The sequence below is a fragment of the Leptotrichia sp. HMT-225 genome (genome assembly GCF_030644325.1).
In the GTDB taxonomy this organism is placed as follows: domain Bacteria; phylum Fusobacteriota; class Fusobacteriia; order Fusobacteriales; family Leptotrichiaceae; genus Leptotrichia; species Leptotrichia massiliensis.
In genome coordinates, this window is the sequence record NZ_CP130323.1 from 1,462,956 (window position 1) to 1,481,710 (window position 18,755).

Consider the following 18,755-nt stretch of genomic DNA (forward strand, 5'->3'; position numbering starts at 1 on the left):
ACTTCTATTTAAGAAATCATTGATATAGTACGATCCGCATATTATTTATAACACTTTTATTACTTTTTGTCAACCACATTTTTAAATTTTTTTTAATAAATCCCAAAACCTCCTCCCCATCACTTCCTTTATTTTCTTTCCCTTTTCAGCCAAAATCCCCCCTATTTCAAAATCTAAAAAAGTAAAAATTATAAAAACTAAATTGTTCTAACAATACGGAAACCAAACATAGATGATGAACCATCACATGTATTACTACCTCGATAAGATATTTCATATTCTTCTAAAGAATCCTCAATCCATTCGACTGAACCTCCTTTCACTCTTCTATTGCCTTCTATTTCATCATATATATATGAAGTTTTTTCAGATATATATCCATCTCCATCTGTATCATAACACCATTCATATACATTTCCACTACAATCATAAATCCCCAATTGATTTGGTTTTTTCGTTCCTACATCATGAGTTTGTCCTCCCGAATTTCCACGATGCCAAGCAACTTCATCTAAATTGTTACTACCCGAATAGTCATAATTAAATGTCCCATCTTGCATAGCAATTTCTCCTCCTCTTGCAAACCATTCCCATTCTACTTCTGTTGGCAATCTAAATCCTTCAGTTTTTCTAAAATCTGCTACATTTGGATATTCTGTTTTACTATTTGATTGATGTATTCTTAATATTTCTTCTTCTTTTCGACTTAAATCGTATACTGGTTTTAATCCATATTTTTGACTTAATTTATTACAAAACTCCAAAGCATCCCACCAAGATACATTCTCAACTGGACGTCTTCCACCTTTAAAATAAGACGGATTGTTTTCCATTACTTCCATCCACATATCTTGTGTTGTCTGATATTTACAAACTTCTAAATTGCAAACTTCTCTTTCTTCGTTAAAAAATGATGGCGTGTATTTTCCTCCATTTACTATAACCATATCTTTGAATGTCGGTCTTCCAGCTATTCTTTTACCATTTTTTATTTTTTGAGAAGCTGATTTTATTTTGAATTTTTTATAGCTTTTTTTCAAAACATCTATTTTATCAGATAAAATATTTGATAAAGAATCTATACTTTTAGTTGCTTCTAATAAATTATTTGTTGTAATTTTCTTTTCTTCTTCATTTTCAGTTTCTAGTATAAATTTATTTTCAACTGCGTTTTTAACAATTTCTTCTATATCAGCACCGCAGTAGCCTTCTGTTTCTTCTGCCAGTTCCTTTAAATCTATATAATCTGACATTTTTCCTCTTTTTTCAAGGTGAATTTCAAATATTCTTTCTCTTTCTTCCTCATTCGGAAAATCTATGAAAAATACTTCATCAAATCGCCCTTTTCTTAGAAATTCTGGTGGAAAGGCTGTTATATCGTTGGCTGTTGCTACTACGAATACTGTGTTTTCTTTTTCCTGTAACCAAGTCAGGAATTGTCCAAATAAACGTTTTGTTATGTCGCTTGCTCCACCGTTTTGATCTATTCCTGCAAAGGCTTTTTCTATTTCATCTATCCATAAAATACATGGACTTATTGATTCGGCTGTTTTTAATGCTACTCTCATATTGTATTCTGATTCTCCAACATATTTTCCCAAAAGTCTTCCTATATCCAGCCTTAATAATGGAACATTAAACAATCTTGCACTTGCTTTTGCTGCCAAACTTTTACCACAGCCTGGCATTCCTACAAGCAGTACTCCTTTTGGCGTATCCACTCCAAATTTCTTGGCTTCATCCAGTCTTCTAAATACCTGTGCTTTAGAACTTAACCATTCTTTCAGCCCTTCAAGTCCACCAATTTCTTCAATTTTTTCCTTAAAATCAATAATTTCCAAAATTGAAGATTTTTTAATTATTTGCCCTTTTTCACGAATGATTATATCTCTTCCCGAAATTGAAATATTATTTTTAGATTCAATTATCATATTAAGCACGTGATCTATTTCCAGTTTTGTCAGCCCTTTTAAGGAAATCGCCACTTCTCCAACATCTTTTTTATCCACATTCACTTTATTTTCCTTAGCAAAGTTCCAAATATATTTTTCAATCTCGTCTTTTGTCATGTTTGGTATATCGAGTATTGAAGTAAATTTTTCCAAATCCTTCGGCACTGTTTCTGCTTCTGTTACAACAATCACTGTAAAATTATAATCTGAATTTGAATATCTAGTTTCTGCTATTTTCTTTATAAATGCAATATTTCTAGCATCTTTCATTTCCTCTTCCGCATTTTTAATTATCAAGAATACATTCGTTTTCACACCTTCCGAAAACAGAATATTTAAAAAACTATACAAATCCACAATTTCATCACTTTTAACCTTCGTTTCAAAATTTACAGCTCCAAAGGCCCTATATTCAAAAATCGCCTTATTTTCATATTTTTTAGTTGCTTCTGTTACAATTGTGTCAACTTCCTTGTAATCTCCGCTGTGTACCCAAATTATAGGTCTTCTTGCCCTTAAATACTTTGATAAATTTGTTTCCATTTTTCCTCCTGATTTTTTATTTATTTCATTTTTTTATAAATATGCTCGAACTCATCTAAAATTAAACTGATAAAAACTAAATAAACCTAACATTACAAAGTGTAATTAGAATTTTTTAACTTCAATTTTAAAATGATACTATTATTTTTACCAACCAAACAGCCCTCCAATAAAACTTCCCGCTGCACCAAATACTGAACTTACGGCACTTCCTACTGCTTTTACACCTGAAACTACTGCTGTTCCTACTGCTTTCACTCCTTCCCATGCTCCTTTTGCAACGCTTTTTACAACATTTACTCCAGCCTTAACTATTTCAACTGCTCCATTGACTATTGGTTTGGATATTTCTCCTATTCCTTTGGCTATTGCTCCACCAACTTTACTTCCAGCTATTCCACAAACAGCACCAGCTGCAAGAGCAACTCCAACTCCTATTATAGTTCCAACAGCTCCTATTGTTCCTAATCCAACTATTGCAGCCATTGCAGCACCATATCCCCAACTTGAGGCAATAATTGCTCCATAAGCAGAGCCTACTGATGTTCCAACTCTTTTTGTCGCTTCACCTAGACTTATTTCACCTGAACCTAATTTAAACGCTGTTCCTATAATATCCATTGAAGAAGCCGCTACTGCTCCAACAATATTATTATTTGCTAAAACTCCTGTAAGAACTTTTGGTACAATATTTTTTTCAACTGCAACTCTTATTCCACCTGCAATTGCTGTTGAAAGTCCCATTGAAGTTCCAGTCTTCACTCCAGCCTCGATTACTTCAGCAACTTCCACTTCTTCACCAGAAACAAGTTTTGTTCCAACATCCAAAGCCATTCCGATACCAATTCCCATAGTTCCATTAATTACAGCCTGTTTTCCTAGTTGTTTGCTTATTGCAAGAGCGTCTACATCTTTTTCAAAACTGAATTTTACTGCTTCTTTGTCGCCAGACTGGTATTTTTCCTGAATATTTTTTATTTCTTCCTTGCTTATATTTTTACTTTCCACTTCTCCAAATTTCACTTTATCTACTGAATTTGGAATATCTCCAGTCTGATCTGATGGAACTAATTTTGACTGAAATTTATATTTGTAGCCTTGCTGCCTATCGTAAAATGATTTTGCAGTTTCATTCGCATTTTTATAGGCTTTTGCCTGATATTTTCTTACAATCTTGCTAGAATCTTCTATTGTCATGTCAATCGAATTTTTTCCATAAGTTTCGCCTATTTCCGGCTTTAGTGCCTTTGCATAGTAATTTTTTTCTTTAACTGCCGCATCTATATTGAACGTTCCAGCATGACGTTCTTCAAATATAAATCCATCTAAATTAGGATTTTGGCTTATTTCTCCAGTTTTAGTTGTAAGTGCTGACAAAATTTCCTCATTTGCCTTGCCTATAGTTGTATTTACATTGTCAACATAGGTATTTGCTCTACTTGCACTCAATGTATTTGCTACTATTTGCGGATCGTTTATTGCGGCTGCCTCATATATCATTGCCTCGTTGTAATTTGCTAAAATCTCACTGTTTTCCTTCATATTCCCAATAATTTGCTGTCTATCCACAACTTCTGCATTTTTCGCATCTTCCGTAATCTTATTAAGTATTACATCTCCCACATAATCACTGCTGCTTATCCCAGCTTTTTGATATTTTTCGACTTCCTTTTTCTTGTCAAAATAAATTTCAACTCCTGCCATAAGTTCATCAGCCATTTTTTCTATTTCCTCTGGCTTCTTCACCACTAGTTCATTTTGCAATTCATGAATTAACCAGTTTCTCAAATCCTTTTTATTTTCACTTTTTTCATTTTGAGCATAACTTTTTAAAAATTTTTTGATAATTTCCTCTGTTTTTCTTCTTCTGCTCCCTCTTAATCTAAACATTTTTTTCCTCCTTATTTTCATATATTTCTATTGTCCTTTTAAGTTCATTTTTTAATTTTTCCTGTAATTCAATTGGTTCTAAGATTTTTACATTTGAAAAAAATTGTGCAAAATATACCAATGCAAGTTTGTTATCACATTCAAAGGTATAAATTCCATCCTTCTTATTTAAAAGTCTAGGTCTGTTTGTCAAAACTTTTTCATATAATTCCACTCCTTTTTCTGTAAATTCAACTTTAACTGTGTTCTTATACGATAAAAATGGATCAAAATTTTTATACACATCATCAATATATTTTTTATCTTTTATTTCAATATTTTCATTTGTAAACCATACTTCTTCTATTTCTGAAATTCTGTAATTCCTATAGTCATTATTTTTTTCACAGTAGCAGAACAAGTAAGATCTATTTTCATCATCTGCCACTTTTACAAAATACGGATTTACTAACCTTATATATTTGTGATATTTTATTTTTATTTTTCTCTTACCCTGCATTCCTTCCTTAATTTTCCTAAAAATCTTTTCAAATAATATTTCTTCACGTCTATATCGTAAATTATTAATATACGTAAAAATTATATTTCTCCAATATTCAGCCTCAGTTTCAACTCTGCTTCTAACAAAAGTATCCATAAAAATTTCATCATTATTTTTATTCAAGTTAAACTGCAGGACTTCTCCTGAAAAGTTCCCCAATTCGACTTTATTCAAATTTTTGTCCATATAATATTTAAAAATTATGTTCCCTATTCTTCCTACGGGTATTTTAAAATACTCCGAATCACTTTTTATAATTTCATTCATAAAATCCGAAATTGTAACTCTAACCTTCTTCATAGCCAATCTCCTAAAACAATACTTTTTTTAAACTTCTAAACCTAATTTTAAGTTATTTCTTTTAAATTTAATTCTAAACTATCTTTTCTAAACAAATTATATCTAATCTCAAATATAAATTCAAGGAAATATTTGTTTTTAATTTTTGTTCCCCTAAAAAATAGAAAACGCTGAAAATATCAAAAAAAATCAATTAATTTTAATTATTTCTGTTCCTTAAAGCAGAATTCACTTTTTTTCCAAACAATATTCCCTTATTTTAAAAATTGTGATATAATTTTGAAGTTATTTCATTTTAAGATTAAATACAAAAATAATTGGAGGTGAGATGGTAAAACTTAAAGATATTGAAAAAAATTATGCTAATTTTGATTTGAAAATAAATTTGAAGATTAACAAAGGGGAAATCTTTGGATTAATTGGGCAGTCAGGAAGTGGAAAATCAACAATTTTGAGAATTATTCAAGGGATTTTGAAGGCTGATAAAGGAGAAGTTAATATTGCAAATAATACTGAAGTTGCTTATATTTTTCAGGAATTTAATCTTTTGTATAACAAAAATGTCTTTGATAATGTTGCTCTTCCGTTGATTTTAAAGAAAAAGTTTTCAGCTGAAAAAGTTGAGGAAGTTTTAAAATTTGTCGGGCTGTCTGACAGGAAAGAATCATTTATTGCTTCTCTTAGTGGCGGCGAAAGGCAGAGAGTAGCTATTGCCCGTGCGTTAGTGACAAATCCGCAATTACTACTTTGCGATGAAGTTACGGCTTCTTTGGATAAATCTGTAAAAGATGAAATACTTGACTTGTTTGAGGAAATAAATAAAAAATATGGAACGACCATTTTAGTTGTTACTCACGAACTGGAAGTTGTAAAAAGGCTATGCAGCAGGGTGGCTATTATTGAAAAAGGTAAAATTACAGATATTTTCAATGTTAATCAGAAGGATTATGAAAAATCAAACAAAAGTTATGCCGATTATGTGAGGGAGGTTCTAAAATGATAGATACTGAATTATTAATTGCAATAAATGACACTTTTATAATGGTTCTCATTCCTACAATATGTGCAGTATTTTTGGGAATCCCTTTAGGAGCCGTGGTATTTTTGACTGATAAAGGCAGTATTAAGGAAAATAAGTTTATAAATATTCCATGCAACATTTATATAAATGTAGTTAGAAGTTTCCCGTTTTTAATATTTGTAGTTATATTAATACCTCTCACACGGTTAATTTTTGGTACTGCTTTTGGACTGTTTCCTGCAAGTTTTCCAATTTGCTTTGTAGCTGTGGCTCTGTATGCGAGATTTACAGAACAGTCCTTTTATGATGTGAATAGCGGAATAATTGATGCGGCTTTGTCAATGAAGGCAAGTGTATTTCAGATTGTATGGCATTTTTTGCTTGTTGAAGCGAGAAGCAGCCTTGTGCTTGGTTTAACTTCAGCAATTATCAGCTTTATCTCATACTCTACTGTAATGGGAGTTGTTGGTGGAGGCGGAATTGGCGACTATGCAATGCGATATGGATATAATGAATACAACTATGCCCTTGTATATAGGGTTGTAACAATAATGATAATCATTGTATTTTCAATACAGATTATTGGAAACAGAATATCAAAAAATTTAGATAAGAAAAGGAGAATTTACTAATGTCAAAAAAATTATTAATTTCATTAGCTGTAATATGTGTGCTAGTTTTAGCATTTGTTGGAATAAATTTAAAAAAGGATAATGTAATCAGAATTGCTGCGGCTGGATATCCGATGGATGAAATTGTGAAAATAGCAGCTGAAGACTTGAAAAAGGAAGGTTATGATGTAAAAATTACTGTATTAACAGATTATGTTACTGCAAATGTTGGTTTAAATGCCAAAGACTTTGATGCAAATTTTCACCAGCATGAGCCATTTATGCAAGTTTTTAATAAGAAAAATAACGGAAAACTTGTAAAAGTTAAAGGGATTTATGATGTTTATGTAGGTTTTTATTCAAAAAAATACAAAAATAAGGTAGAAATTCCAAATGGAGCAAAAGTTGCTATTCCAAATGATGTGACAAATCAGGATAGAGCTTTGAGAATACTTGCAAATGAAGGTTTAATTGAGTTGAAACCAAAAGATGGACTTTATAATTTGAATGATGTTATTAACACGAAGAAAAATTTCAAATTTATGGCAGTTCCTATTCCATCACTAGTGCAAGCATACCAAGAAGCTGACTTGGCATTTAACTGGCCGTCACATATGCTAAAAATTGGAGTTCACGTAAAAGATGCCTTATTTATTGAAAAAAATGCAAATGGTAAATACGCTGTAAGCCTTGTGGCAAGAGAAGATAACAAAAATAGTAAAAAAATACAAGATTTGACAAAAGCTATGACTTCTGAAAAAGTTAAGAAGTTCATTGAAGAAAAATATGCTGGGCAAGGATTCCCTGTATTTTAAAAAATAAAAATATTTTATAGTCATTTCAAATTGACATTCTTCTCGAAACTTAAAATTTATTAAGTTTTTATGACTTTAAATTTACAAATTTTTGAATAAAGATTGCTCTACTAAGGGCAACTTTTTTTATGAAAAAAGTTTTAAAATTAATCATAATGAGGTATAATATAAAACAAACACATTCTTTAGTAAAGGAAAACAAATTTATGAAATATATTTATAATATTGATAAATTAAAAAATCATAATGAAAATACAGTATTTGAGGAAAAAATAGGTAAAAAGGCTCAAAATTTGCTTGAACTTGCTGCCAATGGATTTAATGTCCCGCATTTTTCAGTCATTACTAACAGATATTTTAAGGAAATTATACTAAAAGAAATTGAAAAACATAACCAAGAAGCAGGAAATAATGATGAAATTAAGGATTGGGATGCTGTATTTAGCGGAAATACCGAAAGAAAAATTGAAAATATAATTAGAATTATAAAAAATCATAAAATTAGGGGAGAATTTGAAAAAGAAATTGAAAATGTACTAAATGAAGAAAGTTACTATGCTGTGAGATCTTCGTCAATAGAAGAAGACAGCAGCAATTTTTCATTTGCAGGTCAGTTTGAAACATATCTATATATAAAAAAAGAAAATATAATGGAAAAAGTGAAGGAAGTATGGATTTCTTCCTTTTCCTCACATGTCATGAAATATAGAAAAGAAGGAAAAATAAACAATGAAATAAATGTTCCGGCAGTAATAATTCAGGAAATGGTAAATTCTGAAAAGGCCGGAGTCGGATTCAGCGTAAATCCCGTAAATGGACATTATGATGAAATAGTAATTTCAGGAACTTATGGGCTGGGAACAAGTATAGTTGATGGAGATGAAAATGGAGATCTGTTTATATATAATAAAAAAACGAAAGAAATTAAAAAGGAAATAAGAACAAAAAAAATAAGACAGGTTTTAGATTTTGAAAATAAGAAAATAAAGGCAGAAGAAATAAATATTGAAGATGAAGTGTTAAACGACAGTGAAGTACAGGAGCTTGGAGAAAATATTATAAATATTGAAAAATATTATGGAAAACCTCAGGATATGGAATGGGCATTTGAAAAGGGGAAACTTTATATATTGCAGTCAAGACCTGTAACTACATTAGAAAAATCAAATGAAAAAACATCAAATACAATAATATGGGACAACAGTAATATTGTAGAAAGCTATCCTGAAATTACACTTCCTCTTACCTTCAGCTTTATAAGAAAAGCCTACTCTGACGTATATAAAAGATTTTCAGAAATTACGGGAGTACCTCCGAAGGTTGTTGAAAGCTATCAGGTTGTATATGACAATATGCTTGGATTACTGAAGGGAAGAGTTTACTATAATCTGATAAACTGGTACAAACTTCTCATGCTGTTTCCTAATTCACGTAATAATAGCAAATTTATGGAGCAGATGATGGGAGTGAAAAAGGAACTGTCTGAAGAAGATATAAAGGAAAATCTTCTGGAAGCGGAAGAAAAAATGTCTTCGTGGGAAAAATTCAGAAACAGGATTGAAAAGCTGAAAGCAGGAGGAACATTGTTTTTAAATATGTTTTTGATTGAGAACAAGGCTAAAAAGTTTTATAAGCTCATAGATGAAAATCTTAATGGAAAAAATAGCAGTCTGGAGGAAAAAAGCGTAAAGGACTTAAAAAAATATTACAAGTTTCTTGAAAATAAATTTTTAAAAAACTGGGAAATACCTATTATAAATGATTTTCTTGTAATGGTTTGGTTCGGTCTTTCAAAAAAAGTAGCAGAAAAATATATAAAGGAAAATTTTGAAGAAGTACATAATATTCTTATTGCTCAGGAAGGAAATGACATGATAAGTGTCGAGCCTTCAAAATATATTATGAAAATGAGCAGTATAATAAAAAAGGATAAAGATTTACAGAATGAAATAAAAAGGATAATTGCAAAAACTGCAACAGATGTCAGTATTGAAAATTTAATTGGAAATAAAGAATTTAATATATTACTGGAAGAATATATGGAAAAATTTGGAGACAGGACAGTACATGAGCTGAAACTTGAAGCATTGACATTGAGGGAAGATCCGTTATTTCTAATCAGGATGATATATTCAATTTCAATGACAAAGGAATCGGCGGAACACAGTAAAAGGAACATTTCGGAGGAACAGAAAAAGATATATGAAAATCTGAAAATCAGTCCGTTGAAAAAATTTATACTGAAAAAAACAATATCCTATGCAAAAAAGTTTATTCGATTAAGGGAAAACCTGCGATATGAAAGGACAAAGGTTTTTGGCATGGTCAGAAAAATTATGAAAAAAATGGGAGTCTATCTGAAGGAAGAAAATATAATAGTTCATGAAAGGGATGTATTTTATCTGACAATAGATGAAATTTTTGGACTGATAGACGGTGCACTAATTGATACAGACTTAAAAAAGCTGATAGATTTAAGAAAGGAAAAATATAAGGAATATGAAGAAGGAGCTGTCCTTCCTGACAGATTTTTAACGAGAGGATTTTTAGGGGAAAACTTTCATTATGAAGATTTAACAGGAAATGAACAGGAAGATAAAAATATTCTTAGAGGAACAGGATGCAGTAAAGGAGTAGTCAAGGGGAAAGTAAAAATTGTATTAAATCCTATGAATACAGAAGTTGAAGATGGAGATATTGTCGTTACAAAATCTACGGATCCTAGCTGGGTTATGGTTTTTCCTTTGTTAAAGGGGCTTATAGTAGAAAAGGGGAGTCTCTTGTCTCACAGTGCAATTATTTCACGTGAAATGAATATACCTGCCATAGTTGGAGTGCAGGGAGCAACAACTGCTTTAAAAACAGGGGATTTTGTCCAGTTTGATGGAAGTACAGGAATAATAAAAAAATTGGATGAAATATAAAATTAGAAAAAACAGATTAAAATTTTTATACAGATAAATTTGGAGGAAGTTATAGATGAAAAGCGAAGTAAAAGAAAACAGGGTTGATTTTTCTTTGATAAGGTATTCTCAATGCTGGGAAGATACAGAGGTTTTGCTCGAAAGTCTTAATATACAGGAAAATGATATATGCTTTGGGATACTGTCTGCGGGAGATAATGTGTTTTCCATGCTTGCAGAAAATCCCAAAAAAGTGGTGGCACTTGATATAAGTTTTCCTCAGATAGCACTTGCAAAACTGAAAAAGGAAGTTTTTAACAGCCTGTCCTATGAAGAAATGCTTGAGTTCATGGGAGTAATGAAATCTGATAAAAGAATTGAAATATATGACAGGATAAAAGAAAATCTTGATAAAGAAGTGAAGGAATACTGGGATTTTAATAAGGAAGCGATTCAAAAGGGAATAATACATGCCGGAAAATTTGAAAAGTTTTTTAAAATTTTTAGGGAAAAGATACTTCCTTTTGTGCATAGTAAAAAAAGGATAGAAAAACTTCTTGAAAAAAAATCCAGGCAGGAAAGAATTGAATATTATGATAACCACTGGAACAATTTCAGATGGAAACTGATGTTTAAGCTGTTCTTTTCAAAATACATAGTTGGGAAACTGGGAAGGGATAAGGAATTTTTCAGATATGCAGAAAAAAATATTTCTGAAGAAATGAAGGAAAGAAGCAGATACGCCCTCTGTGAGCTAAATCCATATGAGAATCCCTATATTAACTATATTCTGACAGGAAATTACCGTAAGGATTGTCTTCCTTATTTTCTTAGAAAAGAAAATTTTGATAAAATCAGAAGAAATCTTCATAAGGTAGAAATTTTACAGAGTTCAGTCGAAGAATATCTGGATCAGATTGATTTTAAAATAAATAAATTTAATTTAAGTGATATATTTGAATATATGTCAGCTGAAAATTACAGTAAATTAATGGAAAAAATTTACGACAATGCTGAAAATAATGCCTTACTGGCATATTGGAACTTAATAGTTGAAAGAAATTCAGAAAAACTTGATTATAAAAAGACGGATAGCGAAATAGCAGTTACTGGAAAAGAAAAAAATGTAAACGGAAAAAAATATGAAAGGATGAAGGAGCTGGATAGGAAGCTTCATGAAAAGGATATGACATTTTTCTATACGGATTTTGTAGTGGAAAAGGTGATAAAAAATGGAAATAATTAAAATGATATTTGTTCTGGCGGCTTTTATACTCTTTTTCCTTCTGCTTAACAAGCTTGAAAAAAGTGAAAAACTTAATTCGGAATTTATAAGGAAGATTCTGCATATAGGCTCAGGAATTGGTGGGCTGACACTTCCTTTTATCTTTGAAAGAAAAAGTTCGGTTGTAATACTTGGGATAGTATTTCTTATACTACTTGTTTCTATACGAATTGTAAAAAATAAAGTGACAGGATTTAAAAAAGTACTGGAAACAAAAAACAGGAAGACTTTAGGGGATATATACTTTATTATGAGTATTTTGGGATTATGGCTTGTTTCAAGTGATAATAAGGTAATGTACGCCCTTCCGCTTATAATTCTTATGCTTTCTGATGCCTTTGCGGCTCTTATAGGGGAATTTTACAGCAAGTATAAATTTAATACGGGATTTGGAACAAAGTCGATAGAAGGCTCGGTAACATTCTTTCTGACAACATACTTCATATGTATAAACTTCTTTCTGTTTTTCAGTAATATCGGAAGTATAAACATTGTGCTTGTTTCTCTTCTGCTAAGTATTCTTACAATGATTCTTGAAGTTATTTCATGGAATGGTCTGGATAATCTTTTTGTGCCGCTTTTTGTGTATCTATTTCTAAGATTAAATTTATATTTGACAGCACAGGAGCTGATGTATAAATTTTGGGTAATAATGATACTTCTTATAATTATAATATTGAATAGAAAAAAGACTACGCTTACAAGAGTTGCACAAACTGCAAGTTTATTTTTTCTTTACATCGTTATGATAATTGGAGGAATAAAATGGCTTATTCCACCGCTAATAATGTATCTTGGCTATTATCATTTCACGCCCAAGGTAAGAGGGCAAGTAAAAGATTCTCTCAAGGGCCTTCTGACAATAGCATTTTCAACAGCAATCTGGCTTGCTATGAGCATTATACTTGATAAAAATAAAATGTATCTTATTTATATATTTACTTTTTCGCTGCATTTTGGAATTATAAATTTAATAAGAGATAACGCTGGAAATGTAAAACGGGAAACATTTAGGATGAATTTTCTGATGGGAAGTATTGGAAAAGCACTAATTTTCTTTATAATAAATTATCTTGCCTTGTCAAGAATTTGGGATTTTAAAATGCTAATTGGAATAGTAGTTTTTATATTTGTCGGAATATTTATTTATGAAACAAGTATGAAGGTTTTTTATATTATTGAAAAGGAAAAGGAGCTTAGCGGAGAAACAAAAGTATTTATAGCTTCTGGAATAGTTTTTATCTGTTCTATACTGCTATTAGGAATTGGAATGCTATAAAATTGTCAAAAGGAGAAAATTTAAAAATGAAAATCAAGCGATACATAATAACAGAAAATAACCAAATAAATAAAAACTATTTAGAAAAATATATTACGGAAAATAACATTTCACAAAATGAAATTCCAAAAATACAAATAGAACATCCATCTGAAATTATTGTTTTTTATAATGAACACGAAAAAGCTGGAAGTCTTAATTTATGGCACAATCGTCCTAATTACAATGGAAAGGCAACATCATATATTGGCAATGTAAATATTTTGGAAAAATATCGAAAAAATGAAACAGAAATATTTAATGAAATTTTTGAAAGTCTTAAAAAAGAAGGAATAGAAACAATAATAGGCCCTTTAAATGGAACTACTTGGAATACATATCGTTATGTTACTGACAAAGGACATCGTTCGCCATTTCTTATGGAACCTTGGAATGAAGACTATTATGTGGAACTCTTTGAAAAACTTGGCTTTAAGCCTCTTGCCTATTATATTTCAACAGTAATGGAAAATATGAATCCTGTTCAAAGGGGACATTTATCTAAAAAAATTGAAAAGTTGAAAAAATTTGACTACTATAAGGATATAACAGTAAAATCTGCAGAAAATGAAGATTTAATCACTGTGCTGAATAAAGTTTACGACTTGACAATTGAGGCATTTAAAAATAATTTTCTTTATTCTGAATTGGATAGAGAAATATTTTTGAAAATGTATATGAGCTATGAAGATAAAATTGTAAAAAAATTTTTTAAAATGCTTTATTTAAAAGACGAATTAATTGGCTACGTATTTGGAATACCTGATTATGCCGAACTTCAATACAAAGAAAAAGTAGAAACTATGATTCTTAAAACGATTGCAATTTCTCCTAGATACAATGGAAAAGGCATGGGGTATATTCTGATAGATGAACTTGTGAAGGAAGCGGAACATTCAGGCTATAAAAATGTGATTTATGCCTTGATGCATGAAAAAAATATATCAAAAAATATCGGCTCACTTTTAGGAGATGAGTTAAGAAGATATGCCCTGTTTATAAAGGAGCTTTAAATAAAAGGCGGTGTAGAATGACAATAATTGACAAAATTAAAGATTTGAGAAAACAATATCCAGACAATACAGCATTATTTGATTTAAAGACAGCAAATAAGATTACTTTTACTCAAATTGATACAAAATCAGATGAAATTTGCAGTTATTTGATACAAAAAGGATTTGAAAAAGGAAATAAAATCGTTGTTTTTGTCCCCATTGGCATAGAATTTTATCTTATTCTGACTGCAATATTTAAAATGGGACTGCAAGCTGTGTTTATTGATCCGTATGCTGGTATTGAGCATATAAATAAATGCTGTGAAATGATTTCTCCTGACGGAATAATTGGAAGCGGAAAAACACTTTTAAAAGGATTCTTTTTAAAGGGAATCAGAAAAATTGGCAAAAAAATTAATTATATTAAAATGATGGAACATTCTGAAAAACTTTCGATATATGAAAAAAATAAAAATCAGAAAAAAATTCAAAACGAAAAAATTGACGGAAATACACCTGCTCTTATCAGTTTTACAAGCGGGAGTACAGGCTTTCCAAAAATTATTATGAGAGCGCATGAATTTTTACTTGGACAGCACAATGTACTTGAAAAAAATCTAAAATTTGAAAAAGAAACAGCTGTTTATTCTTCATTTCCGATATTTCTTCTTTCACATATGGCAACAGGAACAACTACCTTTATTCCTGACTTGAACTGGCGAAAACCTGTCGAGTCAGATTTTGGGAACATTGTTAAGCAAATAACAGAAAATAATATACAAAACATCATCTTGCCTCCTGCAATATTTGAAAACATCGTGAAATTTTGCAAAGATGAAAAAATAATGCTTGAAAATGTTCAAAAGGTATACACAGGTGGAGCACCTGTCTTTTACAGCCTTATGAAAAAGATTAAAGAAGTTTTTGCAAATGCTAAAATTATAGCCTTGTATGGAGCGTCAGAGGCTGAACCCATTTCAGTATTAAATTTTGAAGACATAACAGAAGAAGATATTGAAAATATGAAAAATGGTGATGGACTTCTCGCTGGAAAAATTGTTAATGAAATAGAACTTAAAATAGAAGAATTAGAAAAAACGCCTGAAAAAAATAAAATTTCAGAAATCAAGGGCGAAATACTTGTAAGGGGTGAAAACGTAGTTGATGGTTACTTAAATATTGAAAAAAATTCTGATGAAAACTGGCACAGAACAGGAGATATGGGATATATTAACAAAAAAGGTCAACTTATACTGCTAGGAAGAGTTAAAGGGCGAATACAGATTGAAGAAAACATTTATTATCCTTTTACTGTAGAAACTGGCTTTTCATTTTGCAAAAACGTGAAAAAATCAGTTCTTACTTCTAAAAATAATAAACTGTATCTAATTGTTGAAAGAAACCCTGAATTTAAAGGAAATTTATCTGAGGATAGTGAAATTAACGAACTAAAAGAAAAATTTGGAATATTTAAAATAATTGAAACTGAAATTCCTATGGACAAAAGACATAACAGTAAGACCGATTATAAAAGGCTGGAAGAGATAGTTAAAAAAATTTAAAAATTTAAATTCAGAAAGGAAATTTTATGAAAACAGAAGCAAAAGAATTAATTCAGGAGGGATTAAAATTATTTTCATCATACAATAGAGATACTTTAAAAATGTTTTATCGTTCGGCAAAAGAAAACGGAGCGGATTTATCACATCTGGATAAGAAATATCAAACTTATACACGTGCTAAGGCAAAAGGAATGTTTTTTGACCTCGCATTAGGATTTCTTGATGCTTTCGCAAGTGCAGGAAGTCCTGTAATGGTAATAGATAACACAAAATCTGAACGATATAATGAAAAAAAATTAATATTAAGATACAAAATTAAAGATTTTCTTGAAGAAACAAATGTAGATGATAATACTGGATATTTACTTTCAATGATTGAGTTTTATTGCCAGTAAAATAAATATTGTAAGAGGAGAAAATAAAAATGAACGAAAGTAATATAAATTCAAAAAAATCAATAACCCAAAATATAAAAAACTTCAAAATATACTTAAATGAACGGTTTCCATTAGGAAAAAACTCTTTTTTCGTATTGATTTTTACTTTGTCAGGATATATTTACACAGGATTATTATATAATTCAAAAATTATAACGCCAATTTTGTCAAAAGAAGTCAATAGAGTGTCACTGCTCTGGGATAAAGAAATTGATAAAGTACCAATGATCTGGTATAAACTACTTCCTTTATTTATCATAATATTCATGTTTTTCTTTCAGCTGAGAATTACAGATGAATTTAAGGATTATGAAGAAGATTTAAAATATCGGTCTTACCGTCCTGTTCAAAGAGGTATAATTTCCTTAAAAACATTAGGAAAAACAGGAATTGTAACTGTTATAATACAAATAATGCTTGCACACGTTATAGATCCTGAAATTATTTATTTTATGATATTTGTATGGATTTATATGTTCTTAATGGCAAAAGAATTTTTTATAAAAAAATGGCTTACAAAAAGAATTTTGATTTATGCTCTCTCCCACGTTGTAATAATGGTATTCATTACTCTTTTTATTGTAGAAGCTACACAATACATTGTACCAAAAAATATTTTTGACGTTTTTATATTACAACGGTATAGACATAATATTGATTTTGCATTAATTCCTCTTTTTGCATTAAATTATTTAAATGGAATCGTACTGGAAATAGGAAGAAAAACGAGAAGAGCTGATGAAGAGGAACATGGAGTGCAAACATATAGCAAACTTTGGGGAAGAAAAAAGGCTGTGGTTGTTTTAAGCCTACTTTTTGTTATTGAATATTTTTTTGTTATTCTTGGGCTTGCCCATACTTATGAAAAATATTTTTTATTCAGCGGATTAACATTGCTTGTAATATTGATAGTTTCGATATATTTTATGATAAAATTTTTGAAAAAGAATCTGTCAGGAAAGATTGTAGAAACTGTGTCGGGACTATGGATTATTTTTTCAAGTGTGAGCTTGGGGCTTCTTCCTCATTTTTTCTTTAGTTTGATAAAATAATTCAAACACCAAAAATATTTTTATCAAAATAAAAAATTTCTGTTTAATTTATAAAAACTAAGTAATATAAAGAGGAGTAAAAATATTATGAAAATCAGCAGATTATTTGAAATTGTTTATTTATTACTTGAAAAAAAGACTATTACTGCAAAAGAACTTGCCGAACATTTTGAAGTATCAGTCAGAACAATCTATAGAGATATTGACATTCTCTCTTCTGCTGGTATTCCAGTATATTTTCAAAGGGGAAAATCTGGCGGAATAAAGCTAATGGATAACTATGTAATAAATAAATCGCTACTTTCACAAAACGAGCAAAATGAAATACTTTATGCACTTCAAAGCTTAAACGCTACTAATTATCCTAATAACAATAAAACTCTTTCAAAATTAAGCACTATTTTTGACAAAAAGTCAGACAACTGGATAAAAATAGACTTTTCAAGATATAATTGCGATGATAGCACTTTATTTGAAAAAATTAAAGAGGCAATATTAACCAAACAAACCATAAAATTTAACTATTTTAATACAAAAGGCGAACATTATGAAAGAACAGCAGACCCTTTAAATTTATGGTTTAAAGAAAAAGCATGGTACTTATTTGCCTATTGCCACAAAAAAAATGATATTCGTCAATTTAAAATAACAAGAATTAAAAATCTGACTTTAACAAACGAATATTTTGAAAAAACAAGCAAAGACTTTGAAATAGATAACAAGAAAAGTACGGTAGAAACTATAAAAATCATAGTTGAAATAGATAAATCACAAGCATACCGTGTCTATGATGAATTTTCTGAAGAGAGTATAAACAAAATGGAAAATGGCAATTTTGAAATTATAATGGAATATCCCGAAAATGAATGGGTTTACGGCTATCTTCTATCTTTTGGAGAACATTTGAAGATAGAAGAGCCAGAGAGAATAAAGAAAATTTTGTTTGAAAAAATCGTAAAAATGAAGAAAAATTATTTTTAAAAGATTTGATTATTTTGATTTTCATTTTTTATAGGATTAAAAATAATGATAAAAAATAAATAATATTATTATAAATATGACATACTGATGTCATATTTTTTGTATTATAATATCTATAGAAAATTTTAAAGAGGAGGAACTTTTATGTTAAATAGTTTTTATCCTGTAATTTTAAGTAATAACATAGAGGTGACAGGAAATTTTATAAAAAAGTATTTTAATTTTAAAGAAACATTTGTCAGCGATTGGTATATCAGTTTGAAACATGAGAATAACTTTGAGATAGCAATTATAGATAAAAATCATGAAACAATTCCAGAAGGATTCAGGCAACAATCCAAAGGAATTATATTAAATTTTGAAGTTGAAGATGTTGATAAAATATATGAAAGGATTTCAGAAGATAAAAATATGAACATATTGCTAGAAATACAAAATGAGGAATGGGGACAGAGGCATTTTATTTTTGAAGGTCCTGATAATCTTCTGATAGATGTTATACAGATTATAGAACCAACTGAAGAATTTTTAAAACAATACAAATAAATT

Annotated in this window: 15 protein-coding genes; 12 read left to right on the forward strand and 3 right to left on the reverse strand. The window is 29.8% G+C overall.

What is annotated here, in order from left to right; genetic code table 11:
- Positions 1 to 197: 197 nt before the first annotated feature.
- From QU666_RS07150 to QU666_RS07160, 3 genes are all read right to left on the reverse strand, one after another.
- Positions 198 to 2,495: an SUMF1/EgtB/PvdO family nonheme iron enzyme gene (locus QU666_RS07150; protein WP_021770300.1), complete on the reverse strand. Its 2,298-nt coding sequence runs from the start codon at positions 2,493 to 2,495 to the stop codon at positions 198 to 200.
- 147 nt (positions 2,496 to 2,642) lie between these two features.
- Complete coding sequence (locus QU666_RS07155) at positions 2,643 to 4,385, reverse strand: hypothetical protein (protein ID WP_036072058.1); 1,743 nt, start codon at positions 4,383 to 4,385, stop codon at positions 2,643 to 2,645.
- A complete protein-coding gene (locus QU666_RS07160) occupies positions 4,378 to 5,226 on the reverse strand; it encodes a WYL domain-containing protein (protein ID WP_021770302.1) in 849 nt (282 codons plus the stop codon). The genes QU666_RS07155 and QU666_RS07160 overlap by 8 nt, the downstream gene beginning before the upstream one ends.
- Positions 5,227 to 5,554: 328 nt before the next feature.
- On the opposite strand from QU666_RS07160, the gene QU666_RS07165 reads away from it, so the two are divergent.
- The 12 genes from QU666_RS07165 (at position 5,555) to QU666_RS07220 (ending at position 18,752) form a co-directional block, all read left to right on the forward strand.
- A complete protein-coding gene (locus tag QU666_RS07165; RefSeq protein ID WP_021770303.1) occupies positions 5,555 to 6,226 on the forward strand; it encodes an ATP-binding cassette domain-containing protein in 672 nt (223 codons plus the stop codon).
- Complete coding sequence (locus QU666_RS07170; protein WP_021770304.1) at positions 6,223 to 6,879, forward strand: methionine ABC transporter permease; 657 nt, start codon at positions 6,223 to 6,225, stop codon at positions 6,877 to 6,879. The genes QU666_RS07165 and QU666_RS07170 overlap by 4 nt, the downstream gene beginning before the upstream one ends.
- A complete protein-coding gene (locus QU666_RS07175; RefSeq protein WP_021770305.1) occupies positions 6,879 to 7,673 on the forward strand; it encodes a MetQ/NlpA family ABC transporter substrate-binding protein in 795 nt (264 codons plus the stop codon). The genes QU666_RS07170 and QU666_RS07175 overlap by 1 nt, the downstream gene beginning before the upstream one ends.
- A gap of 206 nt (positions 7,674 to 7,879) precedes the next feature.
- Positions 7,880 to 10,597 (forward strand): PEP/pyruvate-binding domain-containing protein, encoded by a 2,718-nt coding sequence (locus QU666_RS07180; RefSeq protein WP_036072060.1) that lies wholly within the window; start codon positions 7,880 to 7,882, stop codon positions 10,595 to 10,597.
- Positions 10,598 to 10,652: 55 nt separating this feature from the next.
- Entirely contained in the window at positions 10,653 to 11,822 is a 1,170-nt protein-coding gene (locus QU666_RS07185; RefSeq protein ID WP_021770307.1) for a DUF3419 family protein, read from the forward strand.
- Positions 11,809 to 13,140, forward strand: a complete 1,332-nt coding sequence (locus tag QU666_RS07190; protein WP_021770308.1) for a diacylglycerol/polyprenol kinase family protein — start codon at positions 11,809 to 11,811, stop codon at positions 13,138 to 13,140. Before QU666_RS07185 ends, QU666_RS07190 begins: the two co-directional genes overlap by 14 nt.
- Positions 13,141 to 13,166: 26 nt before the next feature.
- A complete protein-coding gene (locus QU666_RS07195; RefSeq protein ID WP_021770309.1) occupies positions 13,167 to 14,192 on the forward strand; it encodes a GNAT family N-acetyltransferase in 1,026 nt (341 codons plus the stop codon).
- A 17-nt stretch (positions 14,193 to 14,209) separates the two neighbouring features.
- Positions 14,210 to 15,736 (forward strand): AMP-binding protein, encoded by a 1,527-nt coding sequence (locus tag QU666_RS07200; protein ID WP_021770310.1) that lies wholly within the window; start codon positions 14,210 to 14,212, stop codon positions 15,734 to 15,736.
- A gap of 26 nt (positions 15,737 to 15,762) precedes the next feature.
- Entirely contained in the window at positions 15,763 to 16,131 is a 369-nt protein-coding gene (locus tag QU666_RS07205; RefSeq protein WP_021770311.1) for a hypothetical protein, read from the forward strand.
- Between the two features lie 29 nt (positions 16,132 to 16,160).
- Positions 16,161 to 17,225: a UbiA family prenyltransferase gene (locus QU666_RS07210; RefSeq protein ID WP_021770312.1), complete on the forward strand. Its 1,065-nt coding sequence runs from the start codon at positions 16,161 to 16,163 to the stop codon at positions 17,223 to 17,225.
- 87 nt (positions 17,226 to 17,312) lie between these two features.
- Positions 17,313 to 18,206 carry a YafY family protein gene (locus tag QU666_RS07215; RefSeq protein WP_021770313.1) on the forward strand — a complete coding sequence of 298 codons (894 nt, stop codon included), beginning with the start codon at positions 17,313 to 17,315 and terminating at the stop codon, positions 18,204 to 18,206.
- Between the two features lie 144 nt (positions 18,207 to 18,350).
- Positions 18,351 to 18,752: a VOC family protein gene (locus tag QU666_RS07220; RefSeq protein ID WP_021769647.1), complete on the forward strand. Its 402-nt coding sequence runs from the start codon at positions 18,351 to 18,353 to the stop codon at positions 18,750 to 18,752.
- The last annotated feature ends 3 nt before the right edge of the window (positions 18,753 to 18,755 follow it).

What these genes read in the sequence shown, in the direction of transcription:
- QU666_RS07150 (WP_021770300.1), bottom strand. Translation starts at nt 2,495, where the DNA reads ATGGAAACAAATTTATCAAAGTATTTAAGGGCAAGAAGACCTATAATT.
- QU666_RS07155 (WP_036072058.1), bottom strand. Translation starts at nt 4,385, where the DNA reads ATGTTTAGATTAAGAGGGAGCAGAAGAAGAAAAACAGAGGAAATTATC.
- QU666_RS07160 (WP_021770302.1), bottom strand. Translation starts at nt 5,226, where the DNA reads ATGAAGAAGGTTAGAGTTACAATTTCGGATTTTATGAATGAAATTATA.
- QU666_RS07165 (WP_021770303.1), top strand. Translation starts at nt 5,555, where the DNA reads ATGGTAAAACTTAAAGATATTGAAAAAAATTATGCTAATTTTGATTTG.
- QU666_RS07170 (WP_021770304.1), top strand. Translation starts at nt 6,223, where the DNA reads ATGATAGATACTGAATTATTAATTGCAATAAATGACACTTTTATAATG.
- QU666_RS07175 (WP_021770305.1), top strand. Translation starts at nt 6,879, where the DNA reads ATGTCAAAAAAATTATTAATTTCATTAGCTGTAATATGTGTGCTAGTT.
- QU666_RS07180 (WP_036072060.1), top strand. Translation starts at nt 7,880, where the DNA reads ATGAAATATATTTATAATATTGATAAATTAAAAAATCATAATGAAAAT.
- QU666_RS07185 (WP_021770307.1), top strand. Translation starts at nt 10,653, where the DNA reads ATGAAAAGCGAAGTAAAAGAAAACAGGGTTGATTTTTCTTTGATAAGG.
- QU666_RS07190 (WP_021770308.1), top strand. Translation starts at nt 11,809, where the DNA reads ATGGAAATAATTAAAATGATATTTGTTCTGGCGGCTTTTATACTCTTT.
- QU666_RS07195 (WP_021770309.1), top strand. Translation starts at nt 13,167, where the DNA reads ATGAAAATCAAGCGATACATAATAACAGAAAATAACCAAATAAATAAA.
- QU666_RS07200 (WP_021770310.1), top strand. Translation starts at nt 14,210, where the DNA reads ATGACAATAATTGACAAAATTAAAGATTTGAGAAAACAATATCCAGAC.
- QU666_RS07205 (WP_021770311.1), top strand. Translation starts at nt 15,763, where the DNA reads ATGAAAACAGAAGCAAAAGAATTAATTCAGGAGGGATTAAAATTATTT.
- QU666_RS07210 (WP_021770312.1), top strand. Translation starts at nt 16,161, where the DNA reads ATGAACGAAAGTAATATAAATTCAAAAAAATCAATAACCCAAAATATA.
- QU666_RS07215 (WP_021770313.1), top strand. Translation starts at nt 17,313, where the DNA reads ATGAAAATCAGCAGATTATTTGAAATTGTTTATTTATTACTTGAAAAA.
- QU666_RS07220 (WP_021769647.1), top strand. Translation starts at nt 18,351, where the DNA reads ATGTTAAATAGTTTTTATCCTGTAATTTTAAGTAATAACATAGAGGTG.